This is a genomic window from Mesorhizobium sp. WSM2240, assembly GCF_040438645.1.
In the GTDB taxonomy this organism is placed as follows: Bacteria; Pseudomonadota; Alphaproteobacteria; order Rhizobiales; family Rhizobiaceae; genus Allomesorhizobium.
Window position 1 is genome coordinate 2,240,980 of the sequence record NZ_CP159253.1, and the last position, 22,066, is coordinate 2,263,045.

Here is a 22,066-nt window from a genome sequence, read left to right on the forward strand (position 1 = left end):
TTCGTCTTAGTCCTTTTTCTTCGCCGCCGGCTTCTTGGCCGCTGATTTTTTCGCGGCCGGCTTCTTTGCCGCCGCCTTCGCGCCGCGCGCAGGCTTCCTGCCGCCGCCGCCCTTGGCTTCCTTCTCGGCGATCAGCGCCACCGCATCCTCGACCGTGACGGACATCGGATCCTTGCCTTTCGGCAGCGTCGCATTGACTTTGCCGAAATTCACATAGGGCCCGTATTTGCCGTCGCGCACGGTGATCGATCCGCCGCCGTTCGGATGCTCTCCGAGATCCTTCAACGCCGCCGGCGTGCCGCCGTTCCGGCCGCCTCTGCCCTTGGACTGTTTTTCGGCGATTACCGAAACCGCTCGGTTCAGGCCGATCGAGAACACGTCCTCGATGCTTTCCAGGTTCGCGTAGGTGCCGTCATGCAGCACGAACGGCCCGTAGCGTCCGAGGCCGGCGGAGATCATCTTTCCGGTTTCGGGGTGCTTGCCGACGTCGCGCGGCAGAGAAAGCAGCGCCAGCGCCTTTTCGTGGTCGATCGAATCTGGAGTCCAGCCCTTGGGCAGGCTGGAGCGCTTTGCCTCTTTGCCTTCGCCGCGCTGGATGTAGGGGCCGAAGCGGCCGCTGCGCAGCGTGATCTCTTCGGCCGTATAGGGATCCTTGCCTAGCGCTTTTGTGCCGTTTTCGCCTTCGATGCTTTCGCCGTCGCCATTGGCTGCCTCGCCGAGCTGGCGCGTATAGCCGCATTCGGGATAGTTGGAGCAGCCGACGAATGCGCCGTATTTGCCGAGCTTCAGCGACAGGTTTCCGGTGCCGCATTTCGGGCAGATGCGCGGATTGGAGCCGTCTTCGCGCGCGGGGAACACCAGCGGCGCAAGCTCCTCGTTGAGCGCGTCGAGCACGTCCGTGACGCGCAATTCCTTGATGTCGTCGACGGAAGCGGAAAAATCCTTCCAGAAGTCGCGCAGCACGTCCTTCCAGGCGAGCTTGCCGTCGGAAATCTCGTCGAGCTTCTCCTCGAGCGAGGCGGTGAAGTCGTACTCGACATATTTCTCGAAGAAGTTTTCCAGGAACCCGGTCAGAAGCCGGCCCTTGGAATGCGGCACCAGCCGGCGCTTGTCGATGGTGACGTATTCGCGGTCCTCGAGCGTCTTCAAGATCGCCGTATAAGTCGATGGGCGGCCGATGCCGAGCTCTTCCATCTTCTTGATCAGGCTTGCTTCCGAATAGCGCGGTGGCGGCTCGGTCGAGTGCTGGGTGGCGAGGATTTCTTGGCGTTGAAGCTGCTCGCCCGCCCGGATCTCCGGCAGGCGCTTGTTTTCCTCGTCCTCCGAATCCTCGTCCTTCTGCTCGGTATAGGCGGCGATGAAGCCGTCGAAGCGGATCACCGAGCCCACCGCGCGCAGGCCGGCGGTGCGGCTGCCGTTCGTCGCCTCGATCTCGACCGTGGTGCGCTCGATCTCGGCTGGCTGCATCTGGCTGGCGATGGCGCGCTTCCAGATCATCTCGTAGAGCCGCGCCTGGTCGGCGTCGAGATATTTGCGCATCTCGTTCGGCGTGCGCGAAAAATCCGTCGGGCGGATAGCTTCGTGCGCTTCCTGCGCGTTCTTGGCTTTCACTGAATAGTAGCGCGGCTTTTCCGGCAGGTATTTGTCGCCGAATTCCTTCACGATCGCCTTGCGAGCTTCCGTCAGCGCTTCCGGCGCCATCTGCACGCCATCGGTTCGCATATAGGTGATGAGGCCGGCCGTTTCGCCGCCAATGTCCATGCCTTCGTAGAGCCGCTGCGCCACCTGCATTGTGCGCACCGCCGAAAAGCTAAGCCGCGACGATGCTGCCTGCTGCAGCGTCGAGGTGGTGAAGGGCGGTCCGGGATTGCGCTTGGTGGGCTTGGCCTCGACCGACAGCGCCTTGAAGCTCGCGCCTTCCAGCATCGCCTTGATATCGTCGGCCTGCGCCTTGGACGAAATGTCGAGCTTCTGCAGCTTCTTGCCTTCGAAGGCCGTCAGCCGCGCCTCGAACTTTTCCAGGCGCGGGGTGTCGAGAATGGCGGCGACCTGCCAGAATTCTTCGCGGACAAAACGCTCGATCTCGGATTCGCGGTCGCAGACCAGCCTGAGCGCCACCGACTGCACCCGGCCGGCGGACCGCGCGCCCGGCAGCTTGCGCCACAGCACCGGCGAGAGCGTGAATCCGACCAGGTAATCGAGCGCGCGCCGCGCCAGATAGGCGTCGACCAGCGGCGCATCGATCTGGCGCGGATTGGCCATGGCGTCGAGCACGGATTGCTTGGTGATGGCGTTGAACACCACGCGGCTCACCGGCTTGTCCTTCAGCGCGCGCTTCTGCTTCAACACCTCCAGCACATGCCAGGAGATCGCTTCGCCCTCGCGATCCGGGTCGGTCGCCAGGATCAACCCGTCCGCCGCCTTCACTGCGTTGGCGATCTCGGTCAGGCGCTTCGAGGACGGCCCGTCGACCGCCCAGGACATGGCGAAATCATCGTCGGGCTTCACCGAGCCATCCTTGGCCGGAAGATCGCGGACATGCCCGTAGGAGGCCAGAACCTTGTAGTTCCGTCCAAGATATTTGTTGATCGTTTTCGCTTTTGCCGGCGATTCGACGACGACGACGTCCATGAGCGCTCGTATTTTCCTGAGTGGCGCGAGAAGAAGAACCGCTGCGCGCGACGGATAGCTTGTCGATTGGTCTCGTCACATGGCCGCGGTTTTCCGTTCGGTCAAGGGGAACGGCTGAAATTCGTGCCTCGCTATCTGCTGCAACTTTCGCGATAGGTGTTAATTTCTTGCAACTTTAAGTAAATTAGCTAAGATTCATGCAACCCAGTCTGGCGAATTTCGCTGGCCGGGTCGGGGAGGGAGTTGGCGGCTGTTTGACCTGCCGGCTGACGAGGAGCACTGGGCATGGGCCGCAACGATAGCAGGAAACGAACCGAAACGCTCGATTACATCCAGTCCATGCTGGGGCAGTTGCGCGTCATGGCCGAGAACGAACGCTGCGACATGCTCGCTTACCTGATCGAGATGGCATTTCTCGAGGCAGGCGAGGTCGCCCGCGGCGAACGTCCGTCACGGGCAGGCCGGGACAAGCGGGACAGCGCCGCGTAAAAACGTTGAATGCCCCACCACGTAGATAAGTCGCCGAATTGAGTCTACCCGACCAGCGAAACAGCCCCGCCCGCATGCCGCTCCAGGCGTCCGGCAAGGTCGAGTTCCAGCAGGATCATGAACATCTGCGCCGGATGCAGACCGGTATGCCGGATCAGTTCATCGATGCCGGTGGGCGTCGGGCCGAGAGCTTCGACCACTCGGGCGCGATCGTCGTCGCCGGGAGGCGGCGTGGCGGAGAAATCCGGCGGCTCTTCCAGCGGACCTGTCGGCGGAACCGGCCTGCCGGTGAGCGGCGCGAGCGCCTCGATGATGTCTGCGGTTTCGGTGACGAGAATCGCCCCGTCCTTCAAAAGCCCGTTTGCCCCCGCCGCGCGCGGATCGAGCGGCGAGCCGGGCACGGCGAAGACCAGCCGTCCCATCTCGCCGGCTAGCCTTGCACTGATCAGCGAGCCGGATCGCTTGGCTGCTTCGACCACGACGAGACCCAGCGCTATGCCGGCGACGATGCGGTTTCGGCGCGGAAAATCCTGCGCGCGCGGCTCCCATCCGAACGGCATTTCCGAAACGATCGCGCCGCCATTCGCGGCGATCTCGTCGCAGAGGTCTGCGTTTTCGGGCGGGTAGGGTCGATCGAGGCCGCCGGCCAGCACGCCGATCGTGCCGGTCGAAAGGCTGCCCTGATGCGCCGCCGTGTCGATGCCGCGCGCCAGGCCGGACACGATAGCGTGGCCTTCGCGGCCGAGATCGGCGGCAAGCATGCGCGCCATCTTGATGCCGGCCAGCGAAGCGTTGCGCGCGCCGACGATCGCGACAGCGGGGAGAAAAAACACCGCGCCGGTCCCCTTCACCGCCAGCAGCGGCGGCGGATTATCCATGCGCCGCAACATCGACGGATAGTCCGCCTCGCCGATGCAGACAATGCGCGCACCCATCCGCCGCGCGGCCTCCATCTCGGCCTCGGCTTCGTTCTGGGAAGGTATGCGCAGGCTGCGCTGCGCGCCGCCATTAGTCATCAGTTCGGGAAGCATCTCCAGCGCGGTCTCGGCCGAGCCGAAGCGGTTTATCAGGTCGCGGAACGTCGCCGGCCCGACATTCGGGGTCCGTATCAGCCTCAGCCAGCTCAGCCGCTGCCGGTCGCTCAGGCGGGGACCGGCGGCAGGTTCGGTCATCCTCTGGCCCCGATGCGGGATTCGGAGCCGGCCAGCAGCCGTGAAATATTGGCCCGGTGCTTGATGAAGACGATCACCGTCATCACGGCGAACAGCACGGCGTAGTCGATGCGGCCGAGATATAAGAGTGTGAGCGGGACTGCCACAGACGCAAGTAGCGCCGCGAGCGACGAATAGCGCATGATGAAGGCGACGGCGAGCCAGACGGCGGCGAAGACCAGCGCCACCTTCCACGCCAGGCCGGCCAGCACACCGAGATAAGTCGCCACGCCCTTGCCGCCCTTGAAGCCCAGCCAAACAGGGAAGAGATGTCCCAGGAACGCGCCAAAGCCGGCAACCAGGGCAAGCTCCGGCCCGTAAATCCCGGCGATCAGCACCGCTGCGGTGCCCTTCAGCGCGTCGAGCAGAAGCGTCAGCGCCGCCAGGCCCTTGTTGCCGGTGCGCAGCACATTGGTCGCGCCGATATTGCCCGAACCGATATTGCGCACGTCGCCCAAGCCGGCGGCGCGGGTGATCAGCAGGCCGAACGGCACCGAGCCGAGCAGGTAGCCGAAGGCGAGAGCGGCGAGCAACTGCGTGTATAACATGGTGTCCCCGGGTTTTGGCCGATCTCGCTTGCCGGCCTAGGCCGAAAACACTGTGCGGCCCGCAACCATCGTTTGCAAGACCTTGCCCTGCAGCCGCGCCCCTTCGAAACACGTGTTTTTCGAGCGCGAGCGGATGCCGGCCTCGCTGACGACCCACGGCTCGTCGAGATCGACCAGAACAAGATCGGCCGGCGCTCCGGGCTTGAGTGTGCCGCCGGGCAGTCCGAACAATTTTGCCGGCGCGCTCGACAGCGCCTCGATCAGCCTGATTAGCGGGACCTCGTCATTGTGATGCAGCCGGAGCGCTGCGCCGAGCAGCGTTTCGAGTCCGATCGCACCGTCCGCGGCGTCGGCGAAGGGCAGGCGCTTGGTGTCGACATCCTGCGGATCGTGCGAGGAAACGATGATGTCGATCGTGCCGTTTCGCAGCGCCTCGATCACGGCGAGGCGGTCGTCCTCGGTGCGCAGCGGCGGCGAAAGCCGAAAGAAGGTGCGGTATTCGCCGACATCGTTCTCGTTGAGCGACAGATGGTTGATCGAAACGCCGGCCGTCACCTTCGCGCCGTCGGCCTTTGCCCGGGCCACGGCTTCCGCCGACATGGCCGTCGAGATTTTTGCCGCGTGATAGGCGCCACGCGTCAGGCGTGCCAGCATGAGGTCGCGCTCGAGCGGGATAGTCTCGGCCTCGCGCGGTATGCCAGGCAGGCCGAGCCAACTGGCGTAAAGCCCCTCATTCATCACGCCCGACGAGGCGAGGTCGCGGTCCTGCGTCTCATGCGCAACGACCGCGCCGAAATCGCGGGCATAGGTAAGCGCGCGGCGCATGGTCAGCGCATTGGATATTGTGTGCCGCCCGTCAGTGAAGGCGACTGCGCCCGCCTCGCGCAGCAGGCCGAATTCCGTCATCTCGCGGCCTTCGAGCCCCTTGGTGATTGCCGCCGCCGGAAACACATTGACCAGCGCGGTGTCGCGCGCAGCCCTGAGCACGAATTCGACCAGCGCGACATTGTCGATGACTGGATCGGTGTCGGGCATCATCACGATCGAGGTGACGCCGCCGGCCGCCGCCGCGAGGCTCGCCGACGCGATCGTCTCGCGGTGCTCGCCACCCGGCTCGCCGATGAACACCCGCCCGTCGATAAGACCCGGAATGATCGCCTTGCCGCGGCAATCGATGATCGTCGCGCCTTCCGGTGCGCCCTGGTTCGACGCTGAAGCGCTAGCCGCTGCGATCTTCTTACCGTCGACAATAACCGTGCCGGTCTCGTCGATACCGCGCGACGGGTCGACGATGTGCGCTTGTTGAAAAACCGTGACGCTCATGCCGAATGCCTGTCGCGGTTGCGGCGCGGATCGAGCAGCGCTTCCATCACCGCCATGCGCACCGCAACCCCCATCTCGACCTGCTCCTGAATGACGCTTTGCGGCCCGTCGGCGATCTCCGAGGCGATCTCGACGCCGCGATTCATCGGGCCGGGATGCATCACCAGCGCGCCGTCCTTCGCCGCCTTCAGCTTTTCGGCATCGAGGCCGAAATAGTGGAAATATTCGCGCACCGAAGGCACGAACGAGCCCGCCATGCGCTCGCGCTGCAGCCGGAGCATCATCACCACGTCGGCATCCTTCAACCCGTCGGCCATGGTGCGCGCGACGATAACGCCCATCTTCTCGATGCCCGAGGGAAGCAAAGTCGAAGGCGCCACCACGCGCACTTGGGCACCGAGCGCGTTGAGCAGGATGATGTTCGAGCGAGCGACGCGCGAATGCAGTATGTCGCCGCAGATCGCAACAATCAGCTTGGACAGCGACCCCTTGGCGCGGCGGATGGTCAGCGCGTCGAGCAGTGCCTGCGTCGGGTGCTCGTGCGCGCCGTCGCCGGCATTGACCACCGAGCAGCCGACCTTCTGCGCCAGAAGCGCTGCGGCGCCCGCCGACTGATGGCGGATGATCAGAATGTCCGGCCGCATCGCGTTGAGCGTCATGGCCGTGTCGATCAGCGTTTCGCCCTTCTTCACCGAGGAGCTCGCCACCGACATGTTCATTACGTCCGCCCCGAGCCTTTTTCCGGCGAGCTCGAAGGAGGATTGCGTGCGCGTCGAGGCTTCGTAGAAGAGATTGATCTGGGTGCGTCCACGCAGCGTCGAGGTCTTTTTCTCGGGCTGCCGCGAGATAGACACTGCGGCGTCGGCCCGGTCGAGCAGAAGCTCGATGTCGGAGGGAGACAGGTCCCTGATGCCAAGCAGATGGCGGTGCGGATAAAGCGGCAGGGACGGAGCGTCGGTCATTAAAGGGGTGCTATAGGCCGCCGTCCCGCCCGCTGCAAGCGGCCGGCTCCGATTGTAGCAATTGTCCCCAGCGCGATTCCGCGTGTCGTCCCGCGAAAAGCTCGGATTCGGCGTCGCAGGCAACTGGTCAAAGCGCGCAGGGCTTGGCACAGTCGCCGGAATCAGGAGTTTTTCCATGGCCAAAAATCCCGCCCCGAAATTTTCCAAGCCGAAGCCGTGGACAGAGGTCGCACCGCTGCTGGTCGACGTGGCGACCGGCCGCCGGCCGGCCGACCTCGTCGTGCGCAACGGCCGTTGGGTCAACGTGCATTCGGGCGAGATCATCGCCGGCACCGATATTGCCATCGTCGCAGGGCGCTTCGCCTATTGCGGGCCTAACGCCTCGCACGCCATCGGCAAGGGCACGAAAGTGGTCGACGCCGGCGGGCGTTATCTTGTGCCCGGCCTTTGCGACGCGCACATGCATGTCGAGAGCGGCATGGTCACGGTCACCGAATTCTGCCGCGCGGTCATCCCGCACGGCACCACCTCGATGTTCGTCGACCCGCACGAGATCGCCAACGTGCTCGGCCTGGAAGGTGTGCGGCTGATGCATGACGAGGCCATGGCGATGCCGGTCAATGTCCATGTGCAGATGCCGTCCTGCGTTCCCTCCGCGCCGGGCCTGGAGAATGCGGGCGCCGCGCTAAGTGTCGCCGACGTCGCCGAGGCGATGACCTGGGAAAACATCATCGGGCTCGGCGAGGTCATGAACTTTCCCGGCGTTATCGCCAACGACCCGGTCATGGCCGGCGGGATCGCCGAGACCGTCAAGGCCGGCAAGACCGTCGGCGGCCATTATGCCTCGCGCGATCTCGGCCTGCCTTTCCACGGCTATGTCGCCGGCGGCCCGGAAGACGACCATGAGGGCACGCGCATCGAGGACGCGATTGCCCGGGTGCGGCAGGGCATGAAGGCGATGCTCCGTCTCGGCTCGGCCTGGTACGATGTCGCAACGCAGATCAAAGCGGTGACGGAGGAGGGGATCGATCCGCGCAATTTCATCCTCTGCACCGACGATAGCCATTCCGGCACTCTGGTGCATGACGGCCATATGGACCGCGTGGTGCGCCACGCCATCGCGCAGGGACTGAAGCCGGTCACCGCGATCCAGATGGCGACGCTGAATACCGCGCAACACTTCCGTCTTGAGCGCGAGCTTGGCTCGATCGCGCCGGGCCGGCTCGCCGATTTCCTCATCGTCTCCGACCTCGCCGAGATGAAGATCGACGAGGTTTTTGGCCGCGGCATGCGCCTGGCCAAGGGCGGCAAGCTCGAAATCGACATTCCCGCCTATGATTATCCCAAAAGCGCCCGCAACACCGTCAAGCTCGGCCGCAAGCTGAAGGCCGTCGACTTCGACATCGCTGCGCCGAGAGGCGCCAAGGAGGTAAAGGTCCGCGTCATCGGCGTCATCGAGAATCAGGCGCCGACGCGCGCGCTGGAGGCCGAACTGCCGGTCGAGAAAGGACTGGTGGCGATGGACCGGCGCAACGACGTCTGCCAGATCGCGCTGGTCGAGCGCCACCGCGGCACCGGCGGCGTCACCAACGGTTTTGTTTCGGGCTTCGGCTACATGCAGGATTGTGCCATGGCGTCCACGGTGGCGCATGACAGCCATCACATGATCGTCGTCGGCACCGACAAGGACGACATGGCCAAGGCCGCAAACCGGCTCGGCCAGGTCGGCGGCGGCGTCGTCATATTCTCCAAAGGCAAGGAACTGGCGCTGGTCGAAATGCCGATCGCCGGCCTGATGTCGGATGAGCGCGCCGAGACCGTCGCGGCCAAGGCGGAGAAGCTGACCGAGGCGATGCGCGCCATGGGCTGTTCGCTCAACAACGCTTACATGCAGCACTCGCTTCTGGCGCTTGTGGTGATCCCGGAATTGCGGATTTCCGACGTCGGCATCATCGACGTGACGAAATTCGAGAAAGTGGATCTGTTCGTGTAACCACCCATTCAGGTTGTTTCGCCTCCCTTACGGGCGGAGACACAAATTTATTGGACGCCGGAACGGCCCGCTCTAGCGTTACGCGCGGAGCGGACCTTAGTCGGAGGAAAAACCATGAAATGCATCCCGAAACTCCTGCTCGGCGCGGTTTCGGCGCTGGCGATCGGCGCGCTGCCGATCAGTCTTGATTCGGTGGCATCGGGCGGCTTCGAACCTGCGGCCGCTCACGCCAAGGGCGGCAATGGCGGTGGGAATGGCGGCGGCAACGGTGGCGGAAACGGCAATGGCGGCGGCAACGGAAAGGGCGGTGCGGGAGAACGCGGCAAGTCGGCCGACGCGAATGGTCACGCGAAAGCCCCGGGCGCTGGCAAGGCGGCCGGCAGCATGTTGGGGGCGGTGTTCGGCAAGGAGCGTTCGCGTATAAAAAGCTCGGGCGCCAGGACATCCCCGGCCAAGACGAAAACGGCGAAATCGTCGAACAAGGCCGTAAAGATGGCAGCGCTGCCGGCCAACGCGCCGCTGCCCGACGCCAAGCCAAAGAATTTCAATGCCAAGCTCGCCGGGCTCAACTCCCTGAAGCGCAATTATCATGCATACATCAACAGCCAGTCGCCGCGCATGGCGGCCATCCGGGACTTCGTGATGGCGTCCGCCGAGTTTGACCTTGCGCAGGAGAACGTGGCCGAAGCGACGGCTGCGCTGGCCGAGGCCCAGGCCGATTTCGCCGCCGCGGTAAACGCCGCGGCCTTGACGCCATATGACGGCGCGGTCGGCGTCTACGATGATCCTACGGTCGACAGCCTGGAGGATCGGCTCGCGGATCTGACCGCCGCTGCCGCAACTGTTGCGCCGGAGGATCAGGCTGCCTTGGATGCGGAGATTGCCGCCGTCGAAGGCCTGCTCGACAGCACGGAGGCGACCGCCGTCGCCGAGGCGGAAACATCGCTCGACGAGGCGGAACTGGCGGCCGAGACGGCTGCGGTCGGCACCGACGACGAGGCGCTCAGGGCGGCGCTGCTCGATGCCGCGAACGACAACCGCGTCGCCGAATATGGCGACGACTATGTCGACCAGGAAATGATGGACTGGGCCAAGGATCTGCTTGGCGTCGGCGATGCCTACGGCAAGATCGACCAGGTTCGCGAGACGCTGCAGCCCGCAAGCGAATAGCGTTCGTTTTAGGCGGTCCCGTTCCGGAGCGGGCGGGCTGCCGACAATCTCCAAGCGGGACTGCCGCTCTCCGGCTGCATTCGAGGGCGGTTGGAATATGCCTCCGCCAATCTCCAGCGTTGGTGATTTGCGGAAGCACCCTATGAACCGTCATTCCCGACCTCATGAGCGAGGAACGAGCGGAGAGTGTCGGGAATCCATATCGGAACTTGGAAGACCTTGAAGCGCTGCAGAACTGCCGCCGGAAATCTGCGCAGGCGAAGCTTAGTCTGGCGGGATACCCAATTCCTGGCGAAGTTTCTTCGTGAGCCCTGCTGCGACAAGCCGGTAGGATCGATGCAGATAGGCCTCGACTTCGCCGTCGCCGAGACCAGCCTCCTTTGGAACGCACACCCATTGCCGCTTGGCGAAGTAGGGCGCCTGCTTGACGCCCTCGATCCCGGTCAGCACGACAAAGCTTTCCTCCGGACACTTGAACACGATGCCGTGCAGGTCCGGGGATGTCAGCCTGAGAAGCGCAAACACCTTGCCGCCCACTTTCGCGACCCGGGATTCCCACTGGTCGACGAGGGAGACACCCGGAAGCGACGTCGTAAAATCCTCGAAGCTTTCGGGTTCGAACAGGCTCATGACTGTGTCAGCCTTACTTCTTCGCCCCGACATTCCCGTGGCCGACCAGAAGCCGGACTATCTGGACATCCTTCGGAAGCTCGATCAGGAATTCCGCATCCCGTTCGAGGTGGTGGATGCGCGTCGGGTCGCTGCCGGCAAATACACTCATCGCCTCGACGCTCTCCCAATATGAAATCGTGATGAACTCGCTTTCGCCGTCGCGATCCTCCCGGAAGGTCTGCACACCGAGCGCCTTTTCGATCAGCGGCTTGACCCCGGCTTCATAATTATAAGCCTCGTATTCGTCGGCCAGTTCGGATCGGGTGCGGCCGCGCCAGATGCGTGCGATCGTCGGACGCTTGACCTCCGCCATTATCTTCCTCCGTTCAGTTTCCTCCGACCACCACATTCAGCACTTCGAAGGGCGTGGTGATGACGATGTCGGCGGCAGAGGTCAGCGTTTGGCCGATGCCGCCGGTAAGCTTGCCGATGCGGTCGGTCACGTCGCGGTCATCCGCGCCAAGGCTGCTGTCCTGGCGCAGCCGCTCGCCGAGCAGGGTCACCAGCGTAGGATTGTCCGCGAACTTGGCATGGTTGAGGCGGTCGCCGGCGTCCACCTTGGTCAGGTCGATGGCGACGACGCCGTAGCTCGCTATGTCGGCAGCGTCCTCATAGCCGCCGAGGCGCGGTCTGTTGCCGGCGATCAGTCTCGAAATCTGCAGCGCGTGGTCGTCGCCGGAAAGAAACAGGATGAACGGTTTGTCGGGCTTGCCGTAACGGCTCATCTGCGCCTTGAACACATCCACGTCGATGTCGGGTGAGGCCAGCACCACGTCGCCGAGCTTGCCGTTGAGATCGCGATCATTGGTGATGGCGAGCTGCCGCAGCGCTTCCATCGTCACCCAGTTTCCCATCGAGTGGGCGATGATGTCGACGCGCTTCGCGCCCGAGGCTGCAACCAGCCGCAGCGTCCGCTCGAGCTGGTCGCGGGCGGCGGTTGCGCTGTTGTTGTCGTAAACGTAGTCGACCGTCTTGCCGCCCGATGCCCATGAGAACAGCACCGGCGTGCCGGAATATTTCGCGTCGTGGGCGATCTGCGTCATGCGATAGACAGCGCCGTCGAACGAGGTGTTGTAGCCGTGGATGAACACCAGCGCGCGTCCTCCGTGGGCGGCGATGTCGGCGCGCAGCGCCTTGGAAAACGCCGCGTCGTCCTGATAGCCGGCAACATCGGCTGCCACGAAAAACTTGGCCGGGTCGGCCCGCTGATTCTTCTTGCGGCGCTCGATCTCACCGATCTTGTGGATGGCCGGAACGGTCATGTCGACATGCGCGTAATGCAGGTCGGGTGATCGGCCGCCGCTGAATACCTCTCGTCTGTCATCCGCCTCCGCCCGCGTGGTGGCGACGAAGATCCGGTGCCTGCCGGCAATCTCGGAAGCGGGCGCCGCAATCGTCGGGCTTGCAATCAGTTCGCGGGTGTGCTGGCCGGCGCAGCCGCTCAGGAGCAGTGCGAGAGCAAGTATTCGAAAGGGCGCAGCTGCCGAAAATGCCATCAATTAGATCCGTACAGCCTCCCCTGGCCGCCCTTGTTTTGTGATAGAGGCTGGTTGCGATGTCGTCTAGCCGCAGGCTCACGCGAGATTGAGGTTGAGGTCGGGCTGAGCGACCAAATGGCGCGTCAACGCGCCCAGAAGGTCGGCGTGAAAATCACCAGCACGGCGAGGATTTCTAGGCGGCCAAGCAGCATCCATATCGGGAGTAGCCATTTTGCAGCTTCAGGGAGGGTCGAGAAATTCCCGGAGGGGCCGATGATATCGCCAAGTCCCGGGCCGACATTCGTGAGGGCGGTCAGAACCGAACTCATCGCCGTCACCAAATCGAGTCCCGTGGCGGCAAGCAGGATCGTACCGATCGCCCAGATCACGAAGAAGGCTGAAATGAAAAGCACGACAGCCCGCTGCATGTCTGGGTCGACCGTGCGGTCGCCGTAGCGGACTGGCAGGACCGTGTGTGGGTAGACCAGGCGCCGCAGGCCGTTGGACATGAGCTCGAACACGATCAGGAACCGGTATGCCTTGATCCCTCCAGCGGTCGATCCCGAACAGCCGCCAAGGAATGTGGCGACGAAGATGCAGGCGACCGCAAACGGCCCCCATTGCAGGTAATCGGCGCTTGCATAGCCGCATGTCGTAATGATCGATACGAAGTTGAACGCGGCATGGGTGAAAGCGTCCAGGAAGGGCATGTCGGCGTTCACCCGCAGATATATCGCCACGCCGACGATGAAAACGGTGCAATAGCCGGCGAAGACCCGCATTTGCGGGTCGCCCAGAGCGTCGAGGCGACCGCGCACCAGAAAAAGGATCAGGATGGAAAAGGGCAATCCGCCAATGAACATGAACAGCGTGCCGACCCAAAGCACCGCCGGTTTGTCTGCATAGAAGCCTAGCGAGGCGTCGTGCGTAGAAAAGCCGCCGGTGGCCAGCGTCGTCAGCGAATGGTTCAGCGCGTCGAAGCCGGTCATGCCGGCCATGGAGTAGAGAATTGCGCAGGCGAGCGTAAGCCCGGCGTAGATGGCGAGGAAGCTCACTGCATAAGTGGAGAAGCGCTCGAAGGGGCGATCCTCGATGTCCGAAGATTCGATCTTGAAGTAGGACACGCCTCCCACATTGAGAAAGGGCAGGATGAACACGCCAAGCGCGATGACGCCAAGTCCACCGAACCACTGCAGGATCGACCGCCACAGCAGCAACCCCGGCGGCATAGTGTCGAGACCGGTGAGCACGGTCGAACCGGTCGTGGTGATCGCCGAGACCGATTCGAAGATCGCGTCGGCAACACTGATGCCGACGGAAGAGGCGGCAAGGGGCACTGCTCCTGCAATCGCCATGGTCACCCAAAGCAGGTTGACCAGAAGGAATGCAAAACGTGTAGTCACCTGCGGTGCGCGGCCTTGGGTTGCGAGCGCCACTGCCATGGCCAGGCCGCCCATGAACAGCGCCGAAAAGGCAAAAACCCGCCAGTCCCTGTTGCCGAAATAAAGATCGACCGCCGCCGGAACCAGCATCGCGACGGAGAGATAGATGGCGAAGACGGCTGCAATGTGGATCGCGGCGCGAACGGCAATTCTATTCACGTGGACGGGACCCCAGACGTGACGCGCCGCAGTCGAGCAGGGCTCGGAAGGGGCGTCGGAGGCCGAACAGTGGCTTCATCGGCACGAATATGCAATAGGCCTGCCGATCTGGCCCACAGCTATTGCCGGTTGCGCTGATGCGGGGAATTTAGCGAATGACGAACTTCGCCGAGAAAGTCGCGGCAGCCGCCGGCGGCCTGCGCGAACTCTTTCCAGAGACGCCGCTGCAGGAGAACGATTATCTGTCGAAGAAGACAGGCGCACGCATTCTGCTGAAGCGCGAGGATCTGACGCCGGTACGCTCCTACAAAATTCGCGGCGCGTTCAATTTCTTCCGCAAGGCGCTGGCCGCCGGCAACTATGCCGACCTGTTCGTCTGCGCCTCTGCCGGCAATCACGCGCAGGGTTTTGCCTTCGTCTGCCGCCATTTCGGTAAAAAGGGCGTCGTGTTCATGCCGGTGACGACGCCGCAGCAGAAGATAGACAAGACCAAACTGTTCGGCGGCGAATTCGTCGAGATCAGGCTGGTCGGCGATTTCTTCGACGACTGCTATCGCGCCGCGCTGGATTTCACCGAGACCGCCGGCGCGCATATGGTGCCGCCCTTCGACCACAGGGACATCATCGAAGGCCAGGCGACGGTGGCCCTGGAGATCGCCGGCCAAATGCCGGACGGGAGAGCGCCGGACATCATCGTGCTGCCGGTCGGCGGCGGCGGCCTCTCGGCCGGGGTGACGCGATATTTCTGCGAACAGCAACGCGAAACCCGTTTCGTTTTCTGCGAGCCTTCGGGGGCGCCGAGCCTCAAGCAGAGCCTGGAAACCGGCAAGCGGGTGAAACTTTCGAAGGTCGACAATTTCGTCGATGGCGCCGCCGTCGCGGAGATCGGTCGCGAGAATTTCCGCCTGCTCAAGGACTTTCCCGCTGAGGCGGTGCGCGAAATCCCGGAGAACCGGCTCTGCGCCACGATGATCGAGATGCTGAACGTCGAGGGCGTGGTGCTGGAGCCCGCCGGGGCGCTCGCCATCGACGCTCTCAAGGATTTTCCGCGCAAGGAGATCAGGGGCAAGACCATCGTCTGCGTCGTCTCCGGCGGAAATTTCGATTTCGAGCGCCTGCCGGACGTGAAGGAGAGGGCGCTCCGCTTCGAGGGCCTGAAGAAATATTTCGTATTCCGTTTTCCCCAGCGCCCCGGCGCGCTGCGCGACTTCCTCGAATTGCTCGGCCCCGATGACGACATCGCCCGCTTCGAATATCTGAAGAAGTCGGCGCGCAATTTCGGCTCGGTGCTGATCGGCATCGAGACGAAGGACCGCAAGAATTTCGAGGTGCTGGCCAGACGCTTCCACGAGGCCGGCTGGGCCTATCAGGACATCACCGACAACGAGACGATCGCGGGGCTGGTGATATAAACGAAAACGGCTGGGCGGGCGTTGCGTCCCAACGCATCAAGGCGATATCGGCGTCGTGACGGCGTTGCGAACAAATCCGGCAAGGGACAGGCGCCGTTCTAGCCTTTGCCCTTGATTGCAAATGCTTTTATTCGTGCGCTTGAAGAGCGGGAGACGATTTTGTCCACATATATCATCCTCTTTCGCGGGGTAGGAGGCGCGACGCAGCTACCGACGAAGCCGCTGCGCGAGGCGCTGACGGCGGCCGGATTCAGCAATGTCGCGACCTACATCAACAGCGGCAATGCGGTGCTGAAAAGCAAGATTTCGCGTGAGAAAACAATCGCTTCGGTGGCCGAGATCTGCAAGCGCGAGTTCGGTTTCACCAAGGACATCTATGCGGTCACGCTCGACGAGTGGTCGGCGCTGATCGCAGCCAATCCTTTCCCCGAAGCGGTCGCCGTACCCAAATTCCTGCACGCCGCCGTACTTGCGACTCAGCCGGACAAAACGAAAGTCGAAGCTTTGCAGGCATTTGCGTCCAAGGGCGAACGCATCGCTGTAGTCGGCAAGGTAGCCTATCTCCACACGCCGGAAGGCTTCGGCACCTCGAAACTCGCCGAAAAATTCGACAAGGGCATCGGCGTCCCCAACACCGCGCGCAACTGGAATACGGTGCTGAAGCTCAGGGAACTGGCGGAAAAGGTGGATTCCTGAGCTTCGAGCGCGTGATTGTTGCGCTGCACAAACTATTCGGTTGCTATTTGCGCTGAATTCCCCCATATGCCGGTTCATAGGCGCTTGGGCCGGATTTCCGGCTTTCCCCTCCGATGGGACTGGTTGCGTCTGTTTTCTCCCTCACCGAACGAAACGGTAAGCGGCGAAAGAGCCTTGCGGACATGACGTCGGCGGGCACGACAGCGCAGCCGAGCGGACAGGAATGTCCGCCCGCCTTGTCGTTTCCACAAAGAATTTCGCCGGCAGGTAGCGCCTTGCCGCGAGTGTTGTTGCGGCTAAAGAGCCGCGTGAAAGATGAATAAATTGACGAATGAAAACAATGCGGACCTTCAAGGTTTCGCCAAACTTGGAATTACCGGTGCGCTTCTGAAAGCGACTCATGTCGCTGGCTTCGATATGCCGAAGCCGGTGCAGATCCAGGCCATTCCGGCGCATCTGGCCGGCCGCGACGTGCTCGCGGTGGCGCAGACGGGCTCGGGCAAGACGGCGGCTTTCTCGCTGCCGATCCTGACCAAGATCGTGGCGCTCGGCACCAAGCGCCTGCCCAAGACGGCCCGTGCGCTTATCCTTGCGCCGACCCGCGAACTCGCGGTGCAGATCGAGGACACCATCCGGGTGCTGGCCAAGGGCCTGCACGTCTCGACCGCGCTCGTGCTCGGCGGTGTGTCGCGCTACAGCCAGGTCAAGAAGATGGCGCCCGGCGTCGATGTTCTGATCGCTACGCCCGGCCGGCTGACCGATCTCGTCCGCGAGGGCGAGGTTAATTTGTCCGACACACGCTGGCTGGTGCTCGACGAAGCCGACCGCATGCTCGACATGGGCTTCATCCATGATGTGAAGCGGCTCGCTAAAGCGACCCATAAGGACCGCCAGACGGCGCTGTTCTCCGCTACCATGCCCGCCGAGATCGAGGCGCTGGCCCGCGGTATCATGAAGGATCCGGTGCATATCGAAGTCGCGCCGCAGGGCACGACCGCGGCCGAGATCAAGCAGAGCGTCGTGCTCGCCCGCGTCAAGCAGAAGCGCCAGGTGCTGTCGGCGATGCTTGCTGACGAGACGATGCGTTCGGTGATCGTCTTCACCCGCACCAAGCACGGCGCCGACCGCGTGACCCGCGACCTCGAGCGCGACGGTTTCGACGCGGCGGTCATCCATGGAAACAAGTCGCAGAACGCCCGTCAGAAGGCGCTCAACGGCTTCCGCGACGGTTCGGTTCGCATTCTGGTGGCGACTGACATCGCCGCGCGCGGTATCGACGTGCCGGGCATCAGCCATGTCGTGAACTACGAGTTGCCGGACGAAGCCGAGAGCTATGTCCACCGCATCGGCCGCACCGGCCGCAACGGCGCCGATGGCATCGCCGTCACGCTCTGCGATCCGGGCGAGAACGCCAAGCTTCGGCAGGTCGAAAGAATCATCCGCATGAAGCTCAACGTGACGGCGGATCATCTCGGCCAGCCCGACCCGAAGGCCGAGCCGCGCAACAACGACCGCGCGCCCAGGGAAGCGGCCAACGATCGCAACGGCAACAACCGTCCGCGCGGCGAGCAGAAGCCGCGCAACGGCTTCGGAAAGAAGCCGTTTCAGGGCAAGCCCGGCGAGGAGCGCAAGCCGTTCCGCGGCAAGCGCCGTTCCTTCGGCTCCGGGAAGCCGGCTTCGCGCGCGGCGTAAGAAACTGGGCCGCAATTGACCGGATTTGGTCCAATTGCGTGAACCTTCATGATGCGATAGGGCGGCCGTGGCGATTGCTTCGGCCGCCCTTTGCATTTTGACGGGATTTTCATGGCCGGCATCGCAGCGCTTGCAATCGCCTATGTGCTTTCGCAATTCTACCGCTCCTTCATGGCGGTTCTAACCCCGGTCCTCACCGACGAGCTCGGCGCAACGAAGGCGGAACTATCGCTGGCCTCCGGCGCCTTTTTCATCAGCTTCGCGCTCTCGCAATTCGCCATCGGTGTGTCGCTCGACCGTTTCGGCCCGCGGCGAACGGCGGCTGCCCTGCTTGCGTTTGGCGGCGGTGGCGGGGCGTTTCTGTTCGCGGCGGCAACCAAGCCGTGGATGATAACGGCAGCGATGACGCTGATCGGCATCGGCTGCGCGCCGGTGCTGATGGCGTCGCTGTTCATCTTCGCGCGCATCTATTCGACGGCCCGCTTCGCGGTGCTGACCTCTTGGCTGGTCGCGTTCGGCACCGCCGGCAATGTTATAGGCGCTTCGCCGCTCGCCAATGCGGCGGAGGCTTTCGGCTGGCGGCCGGTGATGGCCGCGCTGGGCCTGGTTACGCTCCTGACGGCGGCGGCGGTGATGGTGCTGGTGCGCGACCCCGACAGGCCGCAAGGTGTGCATATCTCGGGCACAGGCTTCGCCGGCTATGGCGAGCTTATGCGCATGCGCGTGTTGTGGCCGATCATTCCGCTGACCGCGATCAACTACGCGGCCACCGCCGGCATACGCGGTCTTTGGGCCGGACCTTATCTGGCCGATGTCTATGGCGCCGACACGCTGGTCATCGGCGAGGTCACCCTGTTCATGGCATTGGCCATGGTCGCAGGGTCATTCGTCTATGGGCCGCTTGACACGATCTTCCGCACCCGGAAATGGGTGGCGGTCGGCGGCAATTTCATCAGCCTGCTGGCGATCTCCTACCTCGCGGTCAACACCGTCACCGGCATCCCGTCGACCACACTTGTGCTTGTCGTGATTGGCGTCTGCGGCATGGGCTACGGCCTCCTGATGGCGCATGCGCGCGCCTTCCTGCCGCCGCATCTGATCGGCCGCGGCGTGACCCTGATGAATTTCTTCTCCATCGGCGGCGTCGGCGTCATGCAGTTCGCGACGGGCGGCGTCGTCACCGCAAGCATCCTGCCGGGAGAGCCCGCCGCGGCCTATACGGCGCTTTTCACCTTCTATGCCGTGGTGCTCGGCCTGGCGCTCGCGATCTACCTGCTGGCGCGCGACGCCAAGCCGGACAAGGCCTGACCCAGGTCCGGGCCGGCCCAATTCGCTGATTTCCTCGACTGCGGATGCATTGATGCAGGCTTGACGGGCCAATGCACTCGCTTTATTTAACCGGTAAGATAATTAACTGAGCGGTATAACAGCAATGCCACCAAACCAACTCGACGCCACCTTTGCCGCTTTGGCCGACCCGACGAGGCGGGCGATCCTGGCGCGACTCGCTTCAGGGGAGGCCTCCGTCAACGAACTGGCCCAGCCTTTCGCCATGAGCCTCCCGGCGGTTTCCAAGCATCTTAAGGTGCTGGAGCGCGCCGGCCTCATCTCGCGCGGCCGGGAGGCGCAGTGGCGGCCATGCCGGCTCGAAGCCGGTCCGCTCAAGGAAGTCTCCGACTGGGTCGAGAATTATCGCCGTTTTTGGGACGACAGCTTCGATCGTCTCGAAGGCTATCTGCATGAACTGCAAACCAGGGAGAAACCCGATGGCCCACGCAATTGACAAGGCGGGAGAAGCCGAATTCGAGCTAGCCATCACCCGGATCTTCGATGCGCCGCGCAGCCTGGTGTTCAAGGTCTGGAGCGCGCCGGAGCATCTGATGCGCTGGTGGGGTCCGAAGGATTTTACCTGCACGCTGGCCAGGACGGATTTCCGCCCCGGCGGAGCCTGGCGAACCTCCATCCGCTCGCCCGAGGGGACCGATCACGGCGCGCGGGGCGTCTATCGCGAAATCGTTGAGCCGGAACGCCTTGTCTTCACCTTCGCCTGGGATGGCAGCGGAGAGACGCTGGTCACCGTGACGTTCGAGGATCACGACGGCCGGACGAAGCTAACCTTCCGCCAGACGCCTTTCGACACGATAGAAAGCCGCGACTCGCATCAGGAAGGCTGGGGCGAATGCCTCGACCGGCTGGAGGCATATCTGGCGTCCGCGCCATCTGCATGATGCAACGTCTGGAGGAACCGCAATGTCGCAACAGCTTCATTCAGCTTCTGTCCCGGAACTGCCGCGCCCGATTTTTGACTACTATTCGCAGCCGGAAGGCATGTCTGACGCCGGCAAGTATGCCGGGCTGCTGCAAGACCTGCCGGGCGACGTAGCTGCACTGACAGAAATCGTGCAGGGATTGGCGATCCATCAATACGCCGCGTCCTATTACGGCGTGACCGTTCCGGAGGCTCGGAAGCGCGAATCCCATCTTCGCTCGGTCGAGGCGATCCTGGATGGAATCCTCGCCTTGGACGGCCGCCCGCTCGCCGAAGCGCGGCCGCCTGAAAAGCGCGTTGTCGGCGTCTGCCATCATTTCGCGCTGCTGCTCGTTGCCATGCTGCGCGCCCACGAAATTCCCGCGCGTTATCGCTCAGGCTTCGGTTCCTATTTCAACGCGCCGTATTTCGAGGATCATGTGGTCTGTGAGTATTGGGACCTGGACAAAGGTCGCTGGTCGCTGGCCGATCCGCAATTCGACGAGAAATGGCGGGCGGGCGCCAAGATCGACCACGACGTGCTCGACGTGCCGCGCGACCGCTACCTGATTGCCGCCGACGCATGGTCGCAATGCCGCTCAGGCAGGGCCGATCCGTCGAAGTTCGGCATCTTTGCCGGTGAGCAGCGCGGCTTCTGGTTCATCGCCGGAGATCTGGTGCGCGATGTGGCCGGGCTTAACAAGGCCGAGATGCTGCCTTGGGATTGCTGGGGCGCGATGCCTCGGCCCAAGGAGCTTTCGGAGGATCAGTTCGGCTTCTTCGATCGGCTCGCCGAGCTGACACACGACCCGGATGCTTCGTTCGACGAACTGCGCCAATGCTACGTAGGCGACGAACGCCTGCGCGTGCCGAAAACCGTGTTCAACGCGGTGCTGCAGCGGCCGGAAGCCGTCGAGGCAGCATGATCCCGACATCGGATAAGGACAAAGTGAAATGAAGAAGAGCTATCACGGTAGTTGCCACTGTGGCGCTGTACGCTTCGAATGCAAGCTCGACCTCGCACCGGCCGGGCGCCGCTCCGAGCCGGAACTGCCCGGCGTGTGGTCGACATCGACCTTTCGCTGCAATTGCTCTTCCTGCATGAAAACCCGGTTATGGAAGGGTTTTGTCCGCGCGGGCGACTTCCGCCTGATCGAGGGGCAGGATGCACTTGCCGACTATCGATATGCCAGCAGGGAGATTCACCATTCCTTCTGCCGGAACTGTGGGGTCCACCCGTTCGGCAATGCCAGCTTCGAGCAGATGGGCGGAGAATTCTACGCGGTGAACATCTACTGCCTCGACGACGCCAGCGACGCCGAACTTGCCGAAGCGCCGATCATCTATGAGAATGGCCGCGACGACGACTGGGAGCATGCGCCCGCCGAAACGCGATATTTCTGAGCCGGCGGGCTGGAACGTGGAGGCACCATGAACGACGAAGCGCTCGCGAAAACCTTGCCCCGTGCGCTGCTGGTTCTCCGGATCACGCTCGGCCTGTTCCTGCTGCAATGGGGCATTGAAAAGTTCGTCGTGCCGGAAAACACCGTCGGCATCTGGGGCTTTTTCTATGGCATCAACGTGCCGCAGATGTCGGCCTATGTCTTCGGCGTCATTGAGATCGCCATTGCGATCTGCCTGTTCTTCGGTCTGTTCCGCACAATCGCCTACGGCGCGGCGATGATCCTTCACGCGGTCAGCGTCGTCGTGTCCTGGCCGTTCCTGATCAACCCATGGGCCGACCCGGCCGGCCATTTGTTCATCGCCGGCGTGCCGGTGCTGGGCGGCTTCGTTGCGCTGTTCCTCCTGCGCCATTGGGATCGTGGCCTGCTCGACCGCTGAGCGTCGCCTGCCGCAGCAACAACTGTTTATCGGGGGATTTTCGTCGCGCGCCCGGCGCCGGTTCGGCTATAAGCCTTGCACGGCGCATCCGGATTCGG

The 22,066-nt window shown here is 63.3% G+C and carries 21 protein-coding genes; 12 read left to right on the top strand and 9 right to left on the bottom strand.

Annotated features, from left to right (window positions below; all coding sequences use genetic code 11):
• Window positions 1-6: 6 nt before the first annotated feature.
• Entirely contained in the window at window positions 7-2,631 is a 2,625-nt protein-coding gene (topA, locus tag ABVK50_RS10750) for a type I DNA topoisomerase (RefSeq protein ID WP_353641577.1), read from the bottom strand.
• A 285-nt stretch (window positions 2,632-2,916) separates the two neighbouring features.
• Here topA and ABVK50_RS10755 point away from each other — a divergent pair, with 285 nt between their 5' ends.
• The gene (locus ABVK50_RS10755) at window positions 2,917-3,120 is read left to right on the top strand and encodes a hypothetical protein (RefSeq protein ID WP_353641576.1); all 204 of its coding nucleotides are present in this window, start codon (window positions 2,917-2,919) and stop codon (window positions 3,118-3,120) included.
• 44 nt (window positions 3,121-3,164) lie between these two features.
• On the opposite strand, the gene dprA is transcribed toward ABVK50_RS10755, so the two are convergent.
• The 4 genes from dprA to ABVK50_RS10775 are packed head-to-tail and all read right to left on the bottom strand — an operon-like array spanning window position 3,165 to window position 7,164.
• Window positions 3,165-4,292, bottom strand: coding sequence for a DNA-processing protein DprA (dprA, locus tag ABVK50_RS10760; protein ID WP_353641575.1), 1,128 nt, complete (start codon window positions 4,290-4,292; stop codon window positions 3,165-3,167).
• Complete coding sequence (gene plsY / locus ABVK50_RS10765; protein WP_353641574.1) at window positions 4,289-4,879, bottom strand: glycerol-3-phosphate 1-O-acyltransferase PlsY; 591 nt, start codon at window positions 4,877-4,879, stop codon at window positions 4,289-4,291. Before plsY ends, dprA begins: the two co-directional genes overlap by 4 nt.
• Window positions 4,880-4,915: 36 nt before the next feature.
• Window positions 4,916-6,202: a dihydroorotase gene (locus ABVK50_RS10770; protein WP_353641573.1), complete on the bottom strand. Its 1,287-nt coding sequence runs from the start codon at window positions 6,200-6,202 to the stop codon at window positions 4,916-4,918.
• A complete protein-coding gene (locus tag ABVK50_RS10775) occupies window positions 6,199-7,164 on the bottom strand; it encodes an aspartate carbamoyltransferase catalytic subunit (RefSeq protein WP_353641572.1) in 966 nt (321 codons plus the stop codon). The genes ABVK50_RS10770 and ABVK50_RS10775 overlap by 4 nt, the downstream gene beginning before the upstream one ends.
• A 175-nt stretch (window positions 7,165-7,339) precedes the next feature.
• Between ABVK50_RS10775 and ade the strand changes: the two genes are divergently transcribed.
• A complete protein-coding gene (gene ade, locus ABVK50_RS10780; RefSeq protein ID WP_353641571.1) occupies window positions 7,340-9,157 on the top strand; it encodes an adenine deaminase in 1,818 nt (605 codons plus the stop codon).
• 114 nt (window positions 9,158-9,271) lie between these two features.
• Window positions 9,272-10,327 carry a hypothetical protein gene (locus ABVK50_RS10785; protein ID WP_353641570.1) on the top strand — a complete coding sequence of 352 codons (1,056 nt, stop codon included), beginning with the start codon at window positions 9,272-9,274 and terminating at the stop codon, window positions 10,325-10,327.
• 264 nt (window positions 10,328-10,591) lie between these two features.
• On the opposite strand, the gene ABVK50_RS10790 is transcribed toward ABVK50_RS10785, so the two are convergent.
• From ABVK50_RS10790 to ABVK50_RS10805, 4 genes are all read right to left on the bottom strand, one after another.
• A complete protein-coding gene (locus ABVK50_RS10790; RefSeq protein WP_353641569.1) occupies window positions 10,592-10,957 on the bottom strand; it encodes an MmcQ/YjbR family DNA-binding protein in 366 nt (121 codons plus the stop codon).
• 13 nt (window positions 10,958-10,970) lie between these two features.
• Window positions 10,971-11,312 carry a hypothetical protein gene (locus ABVK50_RS10795; protein ID WP_353641568.1) on the bottom strand — a complete coding sequence of 114 codons (342 nt, stop codon included), beginning with the start codon at window positions 11,310-11,312 and terminating at the stop codon, window positions 10,971-10,973.
• Between the two features lie 13 nt (window positions 11,313-11,325).
• Entirely contained in the window at window positions 11,326-12,495 is a 1,170-nt protein-coding gene (locus ABVK50_RS10800) for an alpha/beta hydrolase (RefSeq protein ID WP_353641567.1), read from the bottom strand.
• A gap of 125 nt (window positions 12,496-12,620) precedes the next feature.
• Complete coding sequence (locus tag ABVK50_RS10805) at window positions 12,621-14,078, bottom strand: TrkH family potassium uptake protein (protein ID WP_353641566.1); 1,458 nt, start codon at window positions 14,076-14,078, stop codon at window positions 12,621-12,623.
• Window positions 14,079-14,233: 155 nt separating this feature from the next.
• Here ABVK50_RS10805 and ilvA point away from each other — a divergent pair, with 155 nt between their 5' ends.
• The 9 genes from ilvA (at window position 14,234) to ABVK50_RS10850 (ending at window position 21,968) form a co-directional block, all read left to right on the top strand.
• A complete protein-coding gene (gene ilvA, locus ABVK50_RS10810) occupies window positions 14,234-15,490 on the top strand; it encodes a threonine ammonia-lyase IlvA (protein WP_353641565.1) in 1,257 nt (418 codons plus the stop codon).
• A 159-nt stretch (window positions 15,491-15,649) separates the two neighbouring features.
• Window positions 15,650-16,186, top strand: coding sequence for a DUF1697 domain-containing protein (locus ABVK50_RS10815; RefSeq protein WP_353641564.1), 537 nt, complete (start codon window positions 15,650-15,652; stop codon window positions 16,184-16,186).
• A gap of 315 nt (window positions 16,187-16,501) precedes the next feature.
• A complete protein-coding gene (locus tag ABVK50_RS10820) occupies window positions 16,502-17,878 on the top strand; it encodes a DEAD/DEAH box helicase (RefSeq protein WP_353641563.1) in 1,377 nt (458 codons plus the stop codon).
• 111 nt (window positions 17,879-17,989) lie between these two features.
• On the top strand, window positions 17,990-19,186 hold the full coding sequence (locus tag ABVK50_RS10825) for an MFS transporter (protein WP_353641562.1): 1,197 nt from the start codon (window positions 17,990-17,992) through the stop codon (window positions 19,184-19,186).
• A 124-nt stretch (window positions 19,187-19,310) separates the two neighbouring features.
• Entirely contained in the window at window positions 19,311-19,661 is a 351-nt protein-coding gene (locus ABVK50_RS10830) for a metalloregulator ArsR/SmtB family transcription factor (RefSeq protein ID WP_353641561.1), read from the top strand.
• Window positions 19,645-20,106 (top strand): SRPBCC domain-containing protein, encoded by a 462-nt coding sequence (locus tag ABVK50_RS10835; RefSeq protein ID WP_353641560.1) that lies wholly within the window; start codon window positions 19,645-19,647, stop codon window positions 20,104-20,106. The genes ABVK50_RS10830 and ABVK50_RS10835 overlap by 17 nt, the downstream gene beginning before the upstream one ends.
• A gap of 22 nt (window positions 20,107-20,128) precedes the next feature.
• Window positions 20,129-21,052 carry a transglutaminase domain-containing protein gene (locus tag ABVK50_RS10840; RefSeq protein ID WP_353641559.1) on the top strand — a complete coding sequence of 308 codons (924 nt, stop codon included), beginning with the start codon at window positions 20,129-20,131 and terminating at the stop codon, window positions 21,050-21,052.
• A 28-nt stretch (window positions 21,053-21,080) separates the two neighbouring features.
• Window positions 21,081-21,530: a GFA family protein gene (locus ABVK50_RS10845; protein WP_353641558.1), complete on the top strand. Its 450-nt coding sequence runs from the start codon at window positions 21,081-21,083 to the stop codon at window positions 21,528-21,530.
• Between the two features lie 27 nt (window positions 21,531-21,557).
• Window positions 21,558-21,968 carry a DoxX family membrane protein gene (locus ABVK50_RS10850; protein ID WP_353641557.1) on the top strand — a complete coding sequence of 137 codons (411 nt, stop codon included), beginning with the start codon at window positions 21,558-21,560 and terminating at the stop codon, window positions 21,966-21,968.
• The last annotated feature ends 98 nt before the right edge of the window (window positions 21,969-22,066 follow it).

Coding starts and splice junctions, on each gene's coding strand:
- topA (WP_353641577.1), bottom strand. CDS start 2,631: ATGGACGTCGTCGTCGTCGAATCGCCGGCAAAAGCGAAAACGATCAAC.
- ABVK50_RS10755 (WP_353641576.1), top strand. CDS start 2,917: ATGGGCCGCAACGATAGCAGGAAACGAACCGAAACGCTCGATTACATC.
- dprA (WP_353641575.1), bottom strand. CDS start 4,292: ATGACCGAACCTGCCGCCGGTCCCCGCCTGAGCGACCGGCAGCGGCTG.
- plsY (WP_353641574.1), bottom strand. CDS start 4,879: ATGTTATACACGCAGTTGCTCGCCGCTCTCGCCTTCGGCTACCTGCTC.
- ABVK50_RS10770 (WP_353641573.1), bottom strand. CDS start 6,202: ATGAGCGTCACGGTTTTTCAACAAGCGCACATCGTCGACCCGTCGCGC.
- ABVK50_RS10775 (WP_353641572.1), bottom strand. CDS start 7,164: ATGACCGACGCTCCGTCCCTGCCGCTTTATCCGCACCGCCATCTGCTT.
- ade (WP_353641571.1), top strand. CDS start 7,340: ATGGCCAAAAATCCCGCCCCGAAATTTTCCAAGCCGAAGCCGTGGACA.
- ABVK50_RS10785 (WP_353641570.1), top strand. CDS start 9,272: ATGAAATGCATCCCGAAACTCCTGCTCGGCGCGGTTTCGGCGCTGGCG.
- ABVK50_RS10790 (WP_353641569.1), bottom strand. CDS start 10,957: ATGAGCCTGTTCGAACCCGAAAGCTTCGAGGATTTTACGACGTCGCTT.
- ABVK50_RS10795 (WP_353641568.1), bottom strand. CDS start 11,312: ATGGCGGAGGTCAAGCGTCCGACGATCGCACGCATCTGGCGCGGCCGC.
- ABVK50_RS10800 (WP_353641567.1), bottom strand. CDS start 12,495: ATGGCATTTTCGGCAGCTGCGCCCTTTCGAATACTTGCTCTCGCACTG.
- ilvA (WP_353641565.1), top strand. CDS start 14,234: ATGACGAACTTCGCCGAGAAAGTCGCGGCAGCCGCCGGCGGCCTGCGC.
- ABVK50_RS10820 (WP_353641563.1), top strand. CDS start 16,502: ATGAATAAATTGACGAATGAAAACAATGCGGACCTTCAAGGTTTCGCC.
- ABVK50_RS10825 (WP_353641562.1), top strand. CDS start 17,990: ATGGCCGGCATCGCAGCGCTTGCAATCGCCTATGTGCTTTCGCAATTC.
- ABVK50_RS10830 (WP_353641561.1), top strand. CDS start 19,311: ATGCCACCAAACCAACTCGACGCCACCTTTGCCGCTTTGGCCGACCCG.
- ABVK50_RS10835 (WP_353641560.1), top strand. CDS start 19,645: ATGGCCCACGCAATTGACAAGGCGGGAGAAGCCGAATTCGAGCTAGCC.
- ABVK50_RS10840 (WP_353641559.1), top strand. CDS start 20,129: ATGTCGCAACAGCTTCATTCAGCTTCTGTCCCGGAACTGCCGCGCCCG.
- ABVK50_RS10845 (WP_353641558.1), top strand. CDS start 21,081: ATGAAGAAGAGCTATCACGGTAGTTGCCACTGTGGCGCTGTACGCTTC.
- ABVK50_RS10850 (WP_353641557.1), top strand. CDS start 21,558: ATGAACGACGAAGCGCTCGCGAAAACCTTGCCCCGTGCGCTGCTGGTT.